Source organism: Streptomyces sp. NPDC111802 (genome assembly GCF_055634335.1).
On the sequence record NZ_JBVKCZ010000015.1, the window covers coordinates 24,990 to 38,634 of the forward strand.

Here is a 13,645-nt window from a genome sequence, read left to right on the forward strand (position 1 = left end):
CTGCTCAGACCGCCTCTCCCTGCCGGGCGGCCGCGAGGCGGACCGCGTCCATGATCTTCTCGTAGCCCGTGCAGCGGCACAGGTTGCCCGACAGGGCCTCGCGGATGTCCGCGTCGGTCGGGTTGGGGTTGTTCTCCAGCATCTCGTCGGCGGCGACCAGCAGACCCGGTGTGCAGAAGCCGCACTGGACGGCGCCGGCGTCGATGAACGCCTGCTGGATCGGGGAGAGTTCGGTGCCCTCGCCGGTGTGCGAGTCCTGCCCCTTGGCCGCCCACTGCTGGGCGTCCTGCAGCGAGGTACCGCAGGCACCGGAGGCGCAACCGCCGTGCTCCGCGCGCTGCTTGGCGAAGTCCGCGAGGCCCTCGACGGTGACGACCTCGCGGCCCTCGACCTGGCCGGCGGCGACCAGACACGAACACACCGGAACCCCGTCGAGCCGGACGGTGCAGGAACCGCACTCGCCCTGCTCACAGGCGTTCTTGGAGCCGGGCAGGCCCATGCGCTCCCTCAGCACGTACAGCAGGGACTCGCCCTCCCACACGTCGTCGGCTTCCTGCGGACGTCCGTTGACAGTGAAGTTGACACGCATTACGCGACTCCCTCCGTGAGGCGGCGGTCGCCGCGGTACGACTCCCAGGTCCAGGTCAGCGTGCGGCGGGCCATGACGCCGACCGCGTGCCGGCGGTAGCTCGCCGTGCCCCGGACGTCGTCGATCGGGTTGCAGGCACCCGAGCACAGCTCGGCGAACTGCTTGGCGACCGACGGGGTGATGATCTTTCCGTTGTCCCAGAAGCCGCCCTCTTCGAGCGCCGCGTTCAGGAACTCCTCGGCGGTCTTGGCCCGCACGGGTGTGGGCGCGGCCGAGCCGATCCCGGTCCGCACGGTCCGGGTCTCGGGGTGCAGCGCGAGCCCGAAGGCGCACACGGCGATGACCATCGCGTTCCGTGTGCCGACCTTGGAGTACTGCTGCGGCCCGTCGGCCTTCTTGATGTGTACGGCCCTGATGAGCTCGTCGGCGGCGAGCGCGTTGCGCTTCACGCCGGTGTAGAACTCGTCGATCGGGATACGGCGGCTGCCGCGCACCGACTCGACCTCGACCTCGGCGCCGGCCGCGAGGAGGGCGGGGTGGGCGTCGCCGGCCGGGGAGGCGGTACCGAGGTTGCCGCCGACGCCGCCGCGGTTGCGGATCTGCGGGGAGGCGACCGTGTGCGACGCGAGGGCGAGGCCGGGCAGCTCGGCGCGCAGGCTCTCCATGATCTTCGTGTACGGGACGGAGGCGCCGAGCCGCACCGTCTCCTCGCCGACCTCCCACTCGTAGAGGTCGCCGATGCGGTTCAGGTCGAGAAGGTACTCGGGCCGACGGTGGTCGAAGTTGATCTCGACCATCACATCGGTGCCACCCGCAATCGGCACAGCGGTGGGGTGCTCGGCCTTCGCGGCGAGCGCCTCCTCCCAGCTGGCGGGGCGAAGGAAGTCCATGACCGGCTCTCTTCTTCGTCTCGTGGGGTCGTACGGTTTGAGCCAGATCAGGTGCGGCGGGCCCGGCTCGTTCATGTGCTGTTAACGCGCATTGACGTCAGTACACAGCGCTGTGCTCCACCAGGGTCAGTCACGGAAACCATGAAGGAGTTGGCTGGCCAGGGTGGGCATCTTGTAGATTCGTATGAACGGAGGTCACCAGTAACCTCCACGTCTTTCTCTGGAAACTTCGGGCACGGCCCTGTGACCTGGGACACCGTCCGAAAGACGACGAGCACCGCCCCCGGCGCCGCTCATCGGCCCGCAGAACGGGCCGCACCGACAGACCCTTCAAGATTCATCGTAGGTTTCGAGACAAAGAACGGCGGCGACGAAATGCGGCTGCGCGCACTGCTGGACACGGACGCGCTGGGCCTCAAGCTGCTCGGCGGCGAGGACGAGCTGGATCGCACCGTGCGTGGTGTGATGACCACCGACCTCAGGGACCCCAGCCGCTACCTCTCGGGCGGTGAGCTGGTGCTCACGGGACTGGCCTGGCGTCGTAACGCGTCGGACTCCGACCCTTTCGTGCGCATCCTCGCGCAGGCCGGTGTGGCGGCCCTGGCGGCCGGTGAGGCCGAGCTGGGCGACATCCCCGAGGATCTGGTCGTGGCCTGCGCCCGGCACCGCCTGCCGCTGTTCGCCGTGCATGAGTCGGTGGCGTTCGCGACGGTGACCGAGCATGTCGTACGGCAGGTGAGCGGGGAGCGGGCCGGGGACCTCGCGGCCGTCGTCGACCGGCACCGCCGGATGATGACCTCGGGCCCCGCGGGCGGCGGCCCGGACGTGGTCCTGGACCTCCTGGGCTCGGACCTGGACCTGCGCGCGTGGGTGCTGTCGCCGGCGGGCCGGCTCATCGCGGGCTCGAAGGTGGGTGGCCCGGCGCTGCCCGCCGAGGTGTACGCGAAGCTGGCGGCGGAGCATCTGACGGCCGCCCGGACGGGCCGCCGCGGCCCGCACCGGATGGCCCTCGGCGGCACGACGTACTCCCTCTTCCCGATCCGCAGCAGCGGCCGGTCCCCGCAGGCCTCGCGGGATGTGCGCGAGACGGTGCTGTCGGACTGGCTGCTCGCGGTGGCGGCGGACGCGAGCGACTGGCCCGAGGAGCGGCTCGACCTCCTCCAGGGCGTCACACAGCTGATCGCCGTGGAGCGGGACCGCCGGGACGCGGCGCGCACGGTGCGCCGCCGTCTCGCGCAGGAGGTCCTCGAACTGGTCCAGACGGGCGCGGCACCCGCCGAGATCGCCGCGCGTCTGAGGGTCGCCGCACCGGTCCTGCTGCCCGGTCTGGGCGCGGCCCCGCACTGGCAGGTCGTGGTGGCCCGGGTCGAATGGGAGGAGGGGGACATCGAGGCGGGCCCGGTCGCCCAGGCCCTGCTGGAGGAGATTCTCGTCGACCCGCTGGCGACGGGCCCGGAGCCGTCCGACCGCATCGCGGTGGCGCACACCGGCGACGAGGCCATCGCCCTGGTCCCGTTGCCGGCGGTCTCGGCGGAGCACGACGGCTCGGAGGCCGGCATCCTCGCCGACGCGCTCCTGGAGTCGGTCCGCGAGCCGCTCGCCGCGGGACTGGACGGCGACGGCCGGGTGACGGTCGGCGTCAGCGCGGCGGTGCACTCGGCGGAGGGGCTGCGCGGTGCCCTGGAGGAGGCCCGGCATGCCCGCCGGGTGGCGGCGGCGCGGCCGGGGAGGGTCTGCGCGGCGGGCCACCAGGAGCTGGCGTCCCATGTCCTGCTCCTGCCGTTCGTCCCCGACGACGTGCGGCGCGCCTTCACCGCCCGCCTCCTCGACCCTCTTCGCGACTACGACCGCCGCCACCGGGCCGAGCTGATCCCCACCCTTGAGGCTTTCCTGGACTGCGACGGCTCCTGGACCCGCTGCGCGACCCGGCTCCATCTGCACGTCAACACACTGCGCTACCGAGTGGGGCGGATCGAGCAGTTGACGAGCCGGGACCTCTCCCGGCTGGAGGACAAGCTGGATTTCTTCTTGGCATTGCGGATGAGTTGACCTCATCGGGGCCCCGCCTCCGGTGACACCAAGTGCCGCCGCTGTCCCACGACTTTGTGAAATCCTTCACCCACCCTCTTGGCCGAGCGCGACGATTCGTGCTGAGATGCCGCAACCACTCAACAGCTCGATGGCGTGCTCGGGGAGGGCGAGGTGGCGTATACCGCCATGTCTGGTAACGGAACGACCGCCGGTGACGATCCACTCCAGACCGCGGTATGGCGGCTGCGCTCACGCGCCTGCTGGGCGGACGCGGCGGCCCTGCTCCAGCCGGTCACCACCGCACCGGCCGCGCTGCAACGGGCGTCACTGCTGGTGGAGCGCTGTCTCTACACCGAACAGGGCTGGGAGGAGGCAGAGGACGCCCTCCGCACGGCCGAGGCGCTCGCCCACGGTGACGACGAGCGGGGCGCGGCCGCTTGTGAACGAGGGCAACTTGCCTACGCCGCCACACTGCACGGAGTGCGCGACCGGGCCGACGAGGCGCGTGCGGCGCTGGGGCGGGCGGCGGCGCTGATCCCTCCGGGAGCGGCGGGCAGGGCCCTCCTCGACTTCCGCCGGGGCCTCCTGGCGGAGAACCTGGCCCGCTCTCCCCAGGCCGCCCGGGCGGCCTACCGTCGGGCTCACGCGGGCGCGACGGCCCATGCGGACCCGCTCCTGCTCTCCTTCACCTGGCGCCATCTGGCCGGACTGGCTCTGCGTGACGGCGAGTTGGCGGAGGCGCGCCATGGTTTCGCCGAGTCCCTGCGCATCCGGGAGGAACTCGGCTACCTGGTGGGTACGGCCCCCGCGCTGGCGTCCCTGGCCGACGCGGAGACCGAACCGGAAGCGGCCCGCCTCCGCGAGGAGGCCCGCCGCCTGTTCCGCCTCCTGGGCGGCGTCCCCACCTGGCTGGCCCGCCAACTGACACCGACGCCACCGGCGGCGGGAGCAGCGACGGCGTAGCGGGGGGGAGGGTTCGCCCCAGGGGCTCCGCCCCTCGTACGGGCCTCAGTGCGCGCCGGCGAAGTGCTCCCCCACCAACGACCGCACCACATCCAGATCCCGGGCGATCAACGCATCCAACAGCGCCGTGTGCTCCGCCGCGTCGGCGATCAGGTCGGCATGCCCCCGCCCCGACGCCCGCACGGGGCTCACCAGCGGCCACTGCGCCCGGCGATGCAGATCGTCGGCGATCTGGACGAGTTGTTCGTTGCCGCAGAGGGACAGCACCGCACGATGGAAGGTGCGGTCCGATTCCGCGTACGTCGCCCGGCACCCGGTCGACGCCGCCCGTACCGTCGCGTCGGCCAACGGCCGCATCTCCACCCACCGTTCGGAAGCCACCGTACGCGCGAGCCGCAACATCACCGGCACCTCGATCAGCGCCCGGACCTCGACCAGCTCCGCCAGCTCCCGAGCTCCACGCTCGACCACCCGGAACCCCCGATTGGGCACGACCTCGACGGCCCCCTCGAGCGCGAGCTGCTGCATCGCCTCACGCACCGGCGTCGCGGAAACCCCGAACCGCTCCCCGAGCGCGGGCGCCGAATACACCGCCCCGGGCGTCAGCTCACCGGTGACCAGCGCGGTCCGCAGCGCGTCGAGGATCTGCCCCCGCACCGACGCCCGCTGCACCAGCGGCCGCGGCCGCGGAATGGGCGTCTCGCTGTGCGTGTGCTCACCCCGAGCGGTGGGCAAGGAGGAGCCAACCCGGCCCCGCCCGGCCTCAGCGGCCCGCTCCCCCTCCACGCCACGCCCCTGCGGCGGCACCCGCAGCGCATCCGCGCGCACCTCCGAGCCGCCCTGATTTCCCGACACCGCGGAGCCCTGTGCACCCTGACTCACGGGTCCTCCTCCGGATGTGTCGGTACTTGGGGTCATTACGGCGGGTTGTTACTCACCCGTCAAGCACCATAGGCCCAGAACGCGACAGTTCAAACCGCAGCGATCTTGGGTAAGGTAAGCCTTGCCTTTTAAGTCTTACGGATCGGCGGTCCACATGTCCGTGCCCCCCATAGCCCTCGCCGACGCCTACACCCGTCTCACCGAGGTCCTCCCGGGGCTCGACATCACCCAGCCGACCACTCAGGAACAGCTCCCCCGGCACGCCGGATGGATCACCACGACCGCCCTGGCAGAGGGCGGCGCCGGCCTCGACGCCTTCCTGGACTGGGACGACGCACAGGTACGACGCGACTACGGGCACCCCGCCCGCCCGGACGTGGTCGCGAGCTTCGGCCTGCACCGCTACGCCTGGCCCGTCTGTCTGCTGATCACCGTGCCGTGGTTCCTGCTCCGCCGCGTCCCCCGCTTCCCCGTGACACATGTCTCGTACGACCGCACGGCCCCCGGCCTCGCCATGGGCCGCCTGGCCGCCCGCCCCACCAGCTTCGCGTGCCTTCCCGGCGACCCCGCCGCCGTCCTGCCCGGTGCGCGGGTGGTCCCCGACGAGGAGGCACTGCGCGCCGAGGTGCGCAGCGCCGTCGCCGAGCACCTCGAACCCGTCCTCACCGGTTTCGGTCCGCGCATGCGCCGACGCGGCCGCGCGCTGTGGGGCATGGCGACCGACGAGGTCATCGAGGGACTGTGGTACGTCGCCCACCTGTTCGGCGACGGTGAGCAGGACCGTGCGCGGCGCGAACTGGAACTGCTCCTGCCGGGCGCGACGAAGCCGTACGTGGGCTCGGCCGCCTTCCGTGAACTGACCGGACCGAACGGCGAGTCGCTGCCCACCCGGGACCGGGCGAGCTGCTGCATGTTCTACACGGTGCGCCCCGCGGACACCTGCGCCACCTGTCCCCGCACCTGCGACGCCGATCGGGTCACCAAGCTTCTGGCCGCCGCGAGTTGAGGCCCCCTCAGACTCGGCCGTAACCCCTGGTGCCGTAAGATCACCCGCGAGCGGGACACCCGTTACGGTTACAGGCGTTTCACAGATTCCTCACTTCGCGCAGGAACTTTCCGTGGAACCACCCGCTCGGGTAGTCTTGTTCGAACTCAACTCCCGCCCCTCAAGCGGCAGTTCGAGCAGAACGCCGCCCTGGGCATCCCCTTGCACTTCCTTGGCGGCCTCTTGCCCCGAAACCCCCTGAGGGCCAGCGGGATTGGGCCACTATGGCGGGCGTTACGCCCTATCCCAATGCAAGGGACCCCCAGATGAGATTGACCGACATATCGCTGAACTGGTTGCTTCCGGGCGCCGTCCTGCTCCTGGGCCTGCTGGCGGCGATAGCGGTGCTTCGGCGCGGGAAGACCTCGGGGAAGGACGCAGGCGCGGACGACTCGTGGGAGCGCAGCGAAGAGCGCCGTAGGCGCAAGGAGGCCATATACGGCACCGCCTCCTATGTGCTGCTGTTCTGCTGTGCGGCCGTGGCCGCCGCCCTCTCCTTCCACGGCCTGGTCGGCTTCGGTGAACAGAACCTCGGCCTCCACAACGGCTGGCAGTACCTCGTGCCGTTCGGTCTGGACGGCGCCGCGATGTTCTGCTCCGTCCTCGCGGTGCGCGAGGCCAGCCACGGTGACGCGGCCCTCGGCTCCCGGATACTCGTATGGACGTTCGCGGCCGCCGCGGCCTGGTTCAACTGGGTGCACGCGCCCAGGGGCCTCGGCCACGACGGCGCCCCGCACTTCTTCGCCGGTATGTCCCTCTCCGCGGCCGTGCTGTTCGACCGGGCGCTGAAGCAGACCCGCCGGGCCGCCCTGCGCGAGCAGGGTCTGGTGCCCAGGCCCCTCCCGCAGATCCGGATCGTCCGCTGGCTGCGGGCGCCCCGCGAGACCTACAAGGCCTGGTCGCTGATGCTTCTGGAGGGCGTGCGCAGCCTGGACGAGGCGGTCGACGAGGTCCGTGAGGACAAGCGGCAGAAGGACGAGAGCAGGCTGCGCCGGCGCGACCAGCAGCGCATGGAGCGCGCCCAGCTGAAGGCCCTCAGCCGGGGCCACCGCGGCCTCATCGGCCGCGGCAACGGGCGGCAGGCCGAGCCGCAGGCCCTGGAGCGCGCCTCGGCGCAGGTCACCGCGGAGCCTGCCATATCCACGGCGGAACAGCTGCCCGTGCGAACACGACCGTCGTTGCAGCCCGTACGCACCGGTTCTGACCCGGTCAAGGTCGACCTCACCGCGGAGGACGACACAATGGCGCTGCCCCGGCTCGACTCGCTGGAGCGCAAGCTCAAGGACCTTGAGCAGCAGTTCGGCTGAGCACGCATCTCATCGACGGGAAGGGGCGCGACCCGGGACTCGGGTCGCGCCCCTTCCCGTCGTCACACGCCGTCCGCGTACGTCGTCACGCGGCGTTCGCGTCGAGCTCGAACCACACCGCCTTCCCCACCCCGTGCGTCCGCACGCCCCAGGCGTCCGCGAGGGACTGGACCAGGGCCAGGCCCCTGCCGTTCGTACCGTGGTCGGCGTTCGGTACGCGCGGTCGGGGCAGCCGGGCCACGAAGTCCCGCACCTCCACCCGGAGTCCCTCCGGTCCGACGGTCGCCGTGAGCACGGCCTCCCGGTCGGTGTGCACGAGCGCGTTGGTGACGAGCTCGCTGGTGAGCAGTTCGGCTATGTCCGATCGTCCGGGCCTCCCCCAGTGCCGTAACAGCTCGCGCAGTGCCCGGCGTGCCTCCGGTACGGCCCGCAGGTCCGCCCGCCCGAGTCTGCGCCTGAGCTGAGGCGGCTGCGCGTGATCCCCGGCGCTCGCGGCCCTGTCCTCCACTGTCTCCACCGAGGAGGCCCCGACCACTATGGGACCGCCTCCTCGCGCATGCCTCTTCATGACCCCCGCCCGCGTGCCGATGTCGGTTCCCCTCCTGGCTCGAACACGTTCACGGGAACCATTCCCAGTAGGAACGGCGGCAGTCATGTCGAATCGTCAACGACCAGGTGTTCGGCCACGGTTGGGGCGGTCCACGGCGTTGGATGAAACCTGGAACGTCACCCGCCGGCCGCCCGGAGGCCGCCGTACCCGGCGGCCGGTCCGCGTCCGTCACCGGCCACGGCCCGGCTCAGGAAGCGAAGGGCCACGCTCGGCGAGGGAACGCGAGGCGAACATCCGATCCCGGCGGGAGACGGCCGACCAGTGCGGTCCCGCACGGCATCGGGCCGACTCCGCTGCGGGCGCCATGACCGCAGGGGACCGTATCGACTGCTCATTGCGCGCTGCCGATCCTGCCGTACCGGACGCAGCGGTGGGGTGGTGCGTGGACTGGACGCCGGTGTGTCCCGCGGCGAAGCGGCGGCACGCCTCCGGCCACCTTCCCGCAACCTCTGAAACTGGCCGGAATTCGCGCTCTCGGCGTCGAGGGCGCTCGCGGGCGCCTGGGCGGTGCTGCTCCCGTTGGCAGGTGGTGCCGTGACGGGTGCGGGGCCGCCCGCCCGACCCCCGTGCGGGAGGGCGGCCCCGCTGTCGCGGTGGTCGTGAGGCGCGTCGGTCAGTGGAGCTTGTCGACCGCGGTGGTGGTCGTCTTCTTGAAGGCCTTCACCGGCGCGTCCGTGAAGTCGCCCATCTGCCCCCACTGCACGACCGTGACGGTGCCGCCGTCCCGGCCGACCGAGACGAGGTGGATGTCCATGGCGCCCCACGAGGCGCGGGTCGCGAAGCCGTGGACGCGGGCGCCCTCCTCGACAGGCAGACGGCCGTAGCCCTTGTAGTCGGCCTCGACGTCCGGGTCGGTGTCCATCCGCGTGACGCAGCGCTTGACCTCCTTGTCGAGCCGGGTGGCGAGGGCCTTGGCCTTGGCGCTGTCGCCGACGACGATGTTGAGCTGCTGGGCGCCGGTGTCGAGGTCGGTGCGGAAGGTGCGGTACCGGGAGTCGTGGGCGAGCAGCGCGTCGCCGAAGCAGTACTGCATCTCCTCCGGGATGCCGTCTGTGACCTTGTCGGCGGTCCAGGAGGAGGAGGGGTGCGGCGGCAGTTCGGACGCCGCGAGGAACTTCGGCGCGGGTGTCCTCGTAGCGGCGCCGGCCGGTGCGGCGCAGAGGGCGGTGCCGGCGGTGAGGCCTGCGACGGCGAGTGCGGCGAGCACGCCGGCTCGGGTGCGCTTGGGCATGGGTGTCCCCCGTGGATGAGATGAGTGCCTGAATGCATCAGTGCGTGAACGTACGGAAGTGGGCCGTCACCGGCGCCGGTCGGTCCGTCATCGACGCCGGTTGGTCCGTCCGGCCCCGGTCGGTGCGACACCAGAAGCATCAGCCGTCACAGCGGGCGGCCGCAAGCGCCGTCGCCCGATCCGCGACGGTGGAACCATCCCAGCCCTTCTGACGTGCAGGTATATGGAGTCCCTGGGATGCCGTCCCGGGACGGGGCGGACATGGGAGAACAGTGTCGGAAGCACAGGACGACGACGTCCAGGAGTTCGCGGCCTTACTCAGACGCCTGAAGGAACGCACCGACCGCAGCTACGGTCAGCTGGCCCGCCGTCTGAACATGAACACCTCCACGCTGCACCGCTACTGCGCCGGCGACGCGGTACCCGTGGACTTCGCCCGCCTGGAACGCTTCGCCGCGCTGTGCGGGGCGACGCCGGAGGAGCGACTGGAGCTGCACCGCCGCTGGATCCTGGCGGTGGCGGCAAGGCAGCGCTCGCGCACGGCGGTTGCCACTGCGGCCGCCTCCGGCACGGCCGACGCCGCCCCCTCCGACAGGGCCCTCCCGCACCCGGCCACGGAATCCGCCGAGAACCCGGTCGAGGACCCGGCACCGACCGACCCTCCCCGTCACCCCTGGTACCGCCGTCGGCGCCTCCTGGTCTCCGCGGCCGTGGCCACCGCTCTCCTCGCCACGCTCGGCAGCCTCTCCGCCCTCCCGGACGACCGCCCCAAGGGCGGCGACTCCGTCCAGGCCGTCGATCCGCCCCGTACGACCGAGCCGGAGCCGGGCGCCTCGCGCCCGAAGTCAGCCAAGTCCCCGAGCCCGTCCGCCACCACTCCCTCACCCTCGGCCGGCGCGTCGAAGAAGTCCTCGGCGAAGCCCGGCGAAACCGCCGACCGGCCCTCGAAGGAAGCGGGTCAGCAGCAGCCCCCGACCGGTGTGCCCCTCACCTGGAGCACCGACTCCCATGTCTGGCAGGCCGGCTGCGGTCACGACTACGTCATCGCCAAGCCGCCGCGGCAGGTCCCGCCGCCCCCGGCCCCGCAGGACGCCGCGACCTGGGCGGCGACGCAGAACGCCGTGCACGGGCGGCAGACCCTGGTGGAGATCACGGTGCAGGGCCGGTCCTCCACGGCCGTCGTCCTGGACGCACTGCGCGTGCGCGTCGTCGGCCGGTCGGCGCCCAGGGAGGGCACCAACTACGCCATGGACCATGGGTGTGGCGGAGCTCTGACGCCCCGTTACTTCGAGGTCGACCTCGACAAGGACCGGCCCATCGCCCGCCCGGTCGACGGCAACGACACGGGCGTCACGATCCCGGCGATGCGCCTGCCGTACCGGGTGTCCGCCGAGGACCCGGAGGTGCTGCTGGTCGACGCGCGGACGGTGACCTGCGACTGCGCCTGGTACCTGGAACTTGACTGGTCGTCCCAGGGCCGCAGCGGCACGGTCCGCGTCGACGACCACGGCCGCCCGTTCCGTACGACGAGCACCAAGGGCCTGCCGAACTACGCGTACGACACCTCGGCCCGCGCCTGGGTGCCGTGGGAGGAATAGGAAGGCTCGCAGCTCACCGCGCCTCCCACACGGCGGCCGCCGTACGGTCGTCGGCGTACCCCTTCACCCGGACCTGGGTGTCGGCGAGGAACTCGGCGAGACCGGGCGGTTCGAGGCCGGACCACCGGCCGGTCAGGTGGGCGGCGAGCCCGGGTTCGCCGCGCAGGGGGTCGGCGAGGCCGCCGGTGCACATCAGCAGGGTGTCGCCGGGGCGGGCGACGGAGGCGCGGAAGCGGAAGGGTTCGCGGGGCGGTTCGGGAGCCGGCTCGTAGGGACTCGGCGGGGTGGTGATGCCGAGGTCCATGGTGAGGCGGTCACCCTCGGGGGTCTCAGCCGGCAGGGAGCCGAAGCCGACGACGGGTTCACCGGTGACATCGGTGACTCGGGGCTCGATGTCCTGCCATTCGCCGTTCCGCAGGCGGAAGAGTCCGCCCTCGCCGACGCCGAAGAAGACACGCGTACGGCACTCGGGGTCGGCCGGGAGCAGGAGGCAGCGCAGGGTCGCCGCGTACTCCTCGGGTTCGATGCCCTGTTCGGCGGCGCTGGCGCGGAGTTTGCCGAGGCTGCGGTCGGTGAGGCGGTGCAGGCCCGACTTGAGGTCGCCGCGCCGCGCGGCCCTTATGTCCTCCGCGAGCCTCGCGTGACTGCGGCCGACGGCCCGGCCGATCCAGTGGCAGGCCTCGGCGGCGGCGCGGTGCGCGCCCGGGGTGGCTCGGGCGCCGGTCGCCATCGCCACCAGGACCAGGGCGTGGTCGCCGGTGCCGAAGCGGGCGGTGAGGAGGGAGTCGCGGCGCGGTTCGCCCCGGTAGCGGGCGGAGTCGCCGCGCAGGGAGACGGCCCGCAGGGTGCAGGTGCCGTAGTGGGCGCCGTCGAGCACGGTGTCGGCGACCAGGTCGTCGAGGTCGTCCGGGTCGGCGGGCGGCAGGGCGGTGGGTTCGGCGGCGTAGGTGGGAGGGCCGTCGCCCACGTAGTCGAGGGAGCGGGTCGCGGGTGTGGGGGCGGGCGCTGCCGGGGTCGGCTGCTCCGGGACCCGAGCCGGGGGTGTCTCGACCGTGAATCCCGGCGGCTTCGGCAGACCGGGCGGAAACGCCGGCGCACGCTCCACGGGATCCGCTCCCGCCCTCGGTGACGGGACCGGGGGGCCCGTCACCGAGCGCTGGTTCACCGCCCCCGCGGCCGAGGCGAACCGGTCGTCCAGAGAGTCGGGGGCCGTCGTCGGGCCCGTGTCCTCGGTGAGGTCTCCGTACAGCTGCCCCCACCAGTCGTCCTCGCGGCCGGTGGGCCTACCCCCCTGCTGGTTCATGCCCCCAATTGTCCACCGCACGGCCCGGATGAAAACGGGGCATCAGGAAAATCCGGCCCCGCCAGGCCACCTTCTGACGGCTCGTCGGGTGACACCTTGAACAGCCTTGCGAAACACCAGAGGAACGCCGGGCAAAAACACGGCGATGATGTGCGGAGACCGGTTGGGTGGGCCGGTTGTGCGGGCCGGTTGGGCTGGAGCGGCACGGGCTCGCCGAGGAGTACCGGACGGGGGCCGCCGAACCTGCCGTGCACGACCTGGTCGAGGTGGTGATCGGCGCGGCCGCGGCGTCCCGGCGCTTCCTCCAGTCGCAGCTCGACGCGAGCGAGGAGGAGTGCGCGTTGGTCACCGGCGGCCCGGTCGCCGTCACCGGGGCGGAGACCGACGCGGAGGAGCGGGCCGCCGATCGCGGTGTGCGCTATCCGCCGCCCTCGGCCGTGCGGAGCGGGTGCGGGTGGTGGAGCGGGTCGCGGCCAGGCTGGTGATCGCCGACCGGACGCTCGCCCCGGTGCCGCTGATCCCGCACACCGCGGAGTCGGGCCGCGCTGGTGGTGCACGCGAGCGGGCGGCCCCGACGACACCGATCTGGAGGCGCTCTCGCTGCTGCCGGGCGCTCGCTGAACTGCGCGTTCCCCCGGGCTCCGGCAGTCTGGTCAGATGGGAGTATGGGACCTCCTGCTGGTCGGTCTGGTCCTCCTGCTCGGCCTGTGCGGAGTTCTGGTGCCCGGCGTGCCGGGGTCGTGGCTGGTGTGGGCCGGGGTCATGTGGTGGGCGGTGAAGGATCCGCAGCCCGTCGCGTGGTGGGTGCTCGTGGGGGCCACCGTCGCGCTGTTCGTCTCCCAGGTGGTGCGCTGGGCGCTGCCGCCCCGCCGACTGCGCCCGAACTGGGCCGGCAGACGTACGACGGTGTACGCCGGTGTGGGGTCCTTCCTGGGCTTCTTCCTGATCCCCGTGCTCGGCTCGATCCCCGGCTTCTTGGCCGGCGTCTACCTGGCGGAACGCCTCCGCCTCGGCCGCCACGGCGAGGCGCGGGCCGCGCTGCGGACGGCGATGCGGTCGGGCGGGTCGAGCGTGCTGGCGGAGCTGTTCACCTGCCAGTTGATCGCGGGGGCGTGGTTGGGGGCGGTGATCTGGGGCTGATACATCGGGCCTCTCTCTTTCTCTTCGCCTCACCCTTGACGGTCGATGACGCATTC

The 13,645-nt window shown here is 72.1% G+C and carries 12 protein-coding genes and 1 pseudogene; 7 read left to right on the forward strand and 6 right to left on the reverse strand.

Annotated elements, in window-relative coordinates; all coding sequences use genetic code 11:
• Window positions 1–4 precede the first annotated feature (4 nt).
• Window positions 5–589 (reverse strand): (2Fe-2S)-binding protein, encoded by a 585-nt coding sequence (locus tag ACZ7NC_RS18355; protein WP_471489440.1) that lies wholly within the window; start codon window positions 587–589, stop codon window positions 5–7.
• Complete coding sequence (locus ACZ7NC_RS18360) at window positions 589–1,479, reverse strand: FAD binding domain-containing protein (RefSeq protein WP_471489442.1); 891 nt, start codon at window positions 1,477–1,479, stop codon at window positions 589–591. Before ACZ7NC_RS18360 ends, ACZ7NC_RS18355 begins: the two co-directional genes overlap by 1 nt.
• Before the next feature lie 375 nt (window positions 1,480–1,854).
• Between ACZ7NC_RS18360 and ACZ7NC_RS18365 the strand changes: the two genes are divergently transcribed.
• Window positions 1,855–3,528: a PucR family transcriptional regulator gene (locus ACZ7NC_RS18365; RefSeq protein ID WP_471489444.1), complete on the forward strand. Its 1,674-nt coding sequence runs from the start codon at window positions 1,855–1,857 to the stop codon at window positions 3,526–3,528.
• Between the two features lie 153 nt (window positions 3,529–3,681).
• Window positions 3,682–4,473, forward strand: coding sequence for a hypothetical protein (locus ACZ7NC_RS18370; protein WP_471489446.1), 792 nt, complete (start codon window positions 3,682–3,684; stop codon window positions 4,471–4,473).
• A gap of 45 nt (window positions 4,474–4,518) precedes the next feature.
• Here ACZ7NC_RS18370 and ACZ7NC_RS18375 read toward each other — a convergent pair whose 3' ends face one another.
• A complete protein-coding gene (locus ACZ7NC_RS18375) occupies window positions 4,519–5,355 on the reverse strand; it encodes a GntR family transcriptional regulator (protein ID WP_471489448.1) in 837 nt (278 codons plus the stop codon).
• Between the two features lie 154 nt (window positions 5,356–5,509).
• Here ACZ7NC_RS18375 and ACZ7NC_RS18380 point away from each other — a divergent pair, with 154 nt between their 5' ends.
• On the forward strand, window positions 5,510–6,361 hold the full coding sequence (locus tag ACZ7NC_RS18380) for a (2Fe-2S)-binding protein (protein ID WP_471489450.1): 852 nt from the start codon (window positions 5,510–5,512) through the stop codon (window positions 6,359–6,361).
• A gap of 305 nt (window positions 6,362–6,666) precedes the next feature.
• Window positions 6,667–7,707: a DUF2637 domain-containing protein gene (locus tag ACZ7NC_RS18385; RefSeq protein WP_471489452.1), complete on the forward strand. Its 1,041-nt coding sequence runs from the start codon at window positions 6,667–6,669 to the stop codon at window positions 7,705–7,707.
• 85 nt (window positions 7,708–7,792) lie between these two features.
• Here the strand turns inward: ACZ7NC_RS18385 and ACZ7NC_RS18390 are convergent, their stop codons facing one another.
• Together ACZ7NC_RS18390 and ACZ7NC_RS18395 are read right to left on the reverse strand one after the other, a co-directional pair.
• Entirely contained in the window at window positions 7,793–8,215 is a 423-nt protein-coding gene (locus tag ACZ7NC_RS18390; RefSeq protein WP_471489718.1) for an ATP-binding protein, read from the reverse strand.
• Between the two features lie 715 nt (window positions 8,216–8,930).
• Entirely contained in the window at window positions 8,931–9,548 is a 618-nt protein-coding gene (locus ACZ7NC_RS18395) for a hypothetical protein (protein WP_471489454.1), read from the reverse strand.
• A 272-nt stretch (window positions 9,549–9,820) separates the two neighbouring features.
• Between ACZ7NC_RS18395 and ACZ7NC_RS18400 the strand changes: the two genes are divergently transcribed.
• Window positions 9,821–11,146 (forward strand): helix-turn-helix domain-containing protein, encoded by a 1,326-nt coding sequence (locus ACZ7NC_RS18400; RefSeq protein WP_471489456.1) that lies wholly within the window; start codon window positions 9,821–9,823, stop codon window positions 11,144–11,146.
• A 13-nt stretch (window positions 11,147–11,159) separates the two neighbouring features.
• Here ACZ7NC_RS18400 and ACZ7NC_RS18405 read toward each other — a convergent pair whose 3' ends face one another.
• Window positions 11,160–12,449, reverse strand: coding sequence for a PP2C family serine/threonine-protein phosphatase (locus ACZ7NC_RS18405; protein ID WP_471489458.1), 1,290 nt, complete (start codon window positions 12,447–12,449; stop codon window positions 11,160–11,162).
• 209 nt (window positions 12,450–12,658) lie between these two features.
• On the opposite strand from ACZ7NC_RS18405, the pseudogene ACZ7NC_RS18410 reads away from it, so the two are divergent.
• Window positions 12,659–13,015: pseudogene (locus ACZ7NC_RS18410) on the forward strand (helix-turn-helix transcriptional regulator); the annotation flags it as partial.
• A 91-nt stretch (window positions 13,016–13,106) separates the two neighbouring features.
• On the forward strand, window positions 13,107–13,589 hold the full coding sequence (locus ACZ7NC_RS18415; protein ID WP_471489460.1) for a DUF456 domain-containing protein: 483 nt from the start codon (window positions 13,107–13,109) through the stop codon (window positions 13,587–13,589).
• Window positions 13,590–13,645: the final 56 nt, after the last annotated feature.

Excerpts from the sequence above, each read along its gene's own strand:
- ACZ7NC_RS18380 (WP_471489450.1), top strand. The coding sequence starts at position 5,510 with ATGTCCGTGCCCCCCATAGCCCTCGCCGACGCCTACACCCGTCTCACC.
- ACZ7NC_RS18360 (WP_471489442.1), bottom strand. The coding sequence starts at position 1,479 with ATGGACTTCCTTCGCCCCGCCAGCTGGGAGGAGGCGCTCGCCGCGAAG.
- ACZ7NC_RS18365 (WP_471489444.1), top strand. The coding sequence starts at position 1,855 with ATGCGGCTGCGCGCACTGCTGGACACGGACGCGCTGGGCCTCAAGCTG.
- ACZ7NC_RS18385 (WP_471489452.1), top strand. The coding sequence starts at position 6,667 with ATGAGATTGACCGACATATCGCTGAACTGGTTGCTTCCGGGCGCCGTC.
- ACZ7NC_RS18415 (WP_471489460.1), top strand. The coding sequence starts at position 13,107 with ATGGGAGTATGGGACCTCCTGCTGGTCGGTCTGGTCCTCCTGCTCGGC.
- ACZ7NC_RS18395 (WP_471489454.1), bottom strand. The coding sequence starts at position 9,548 with ATGCCCAAGCGCACCCGAGCCGGCGTGCTCGCCGCACTCGCCGTCGCA.
- ACZ7NC_RS18355 (WP_471489440.1), bottom strand. The coding sequence starts at position 589 with ATGCGTGTCAACTTCACTGTCAACGGACGTCCGCAGGAAGCCGACGAC.
- ACZ7NC_RS18405 (WP_471489458.1), bottom strand. The coding sequence starts at position 12,449 with ATGAACCAGCAGGGGGGTAGGCCCACCGGCCGCGAGGACGACTGGTGG.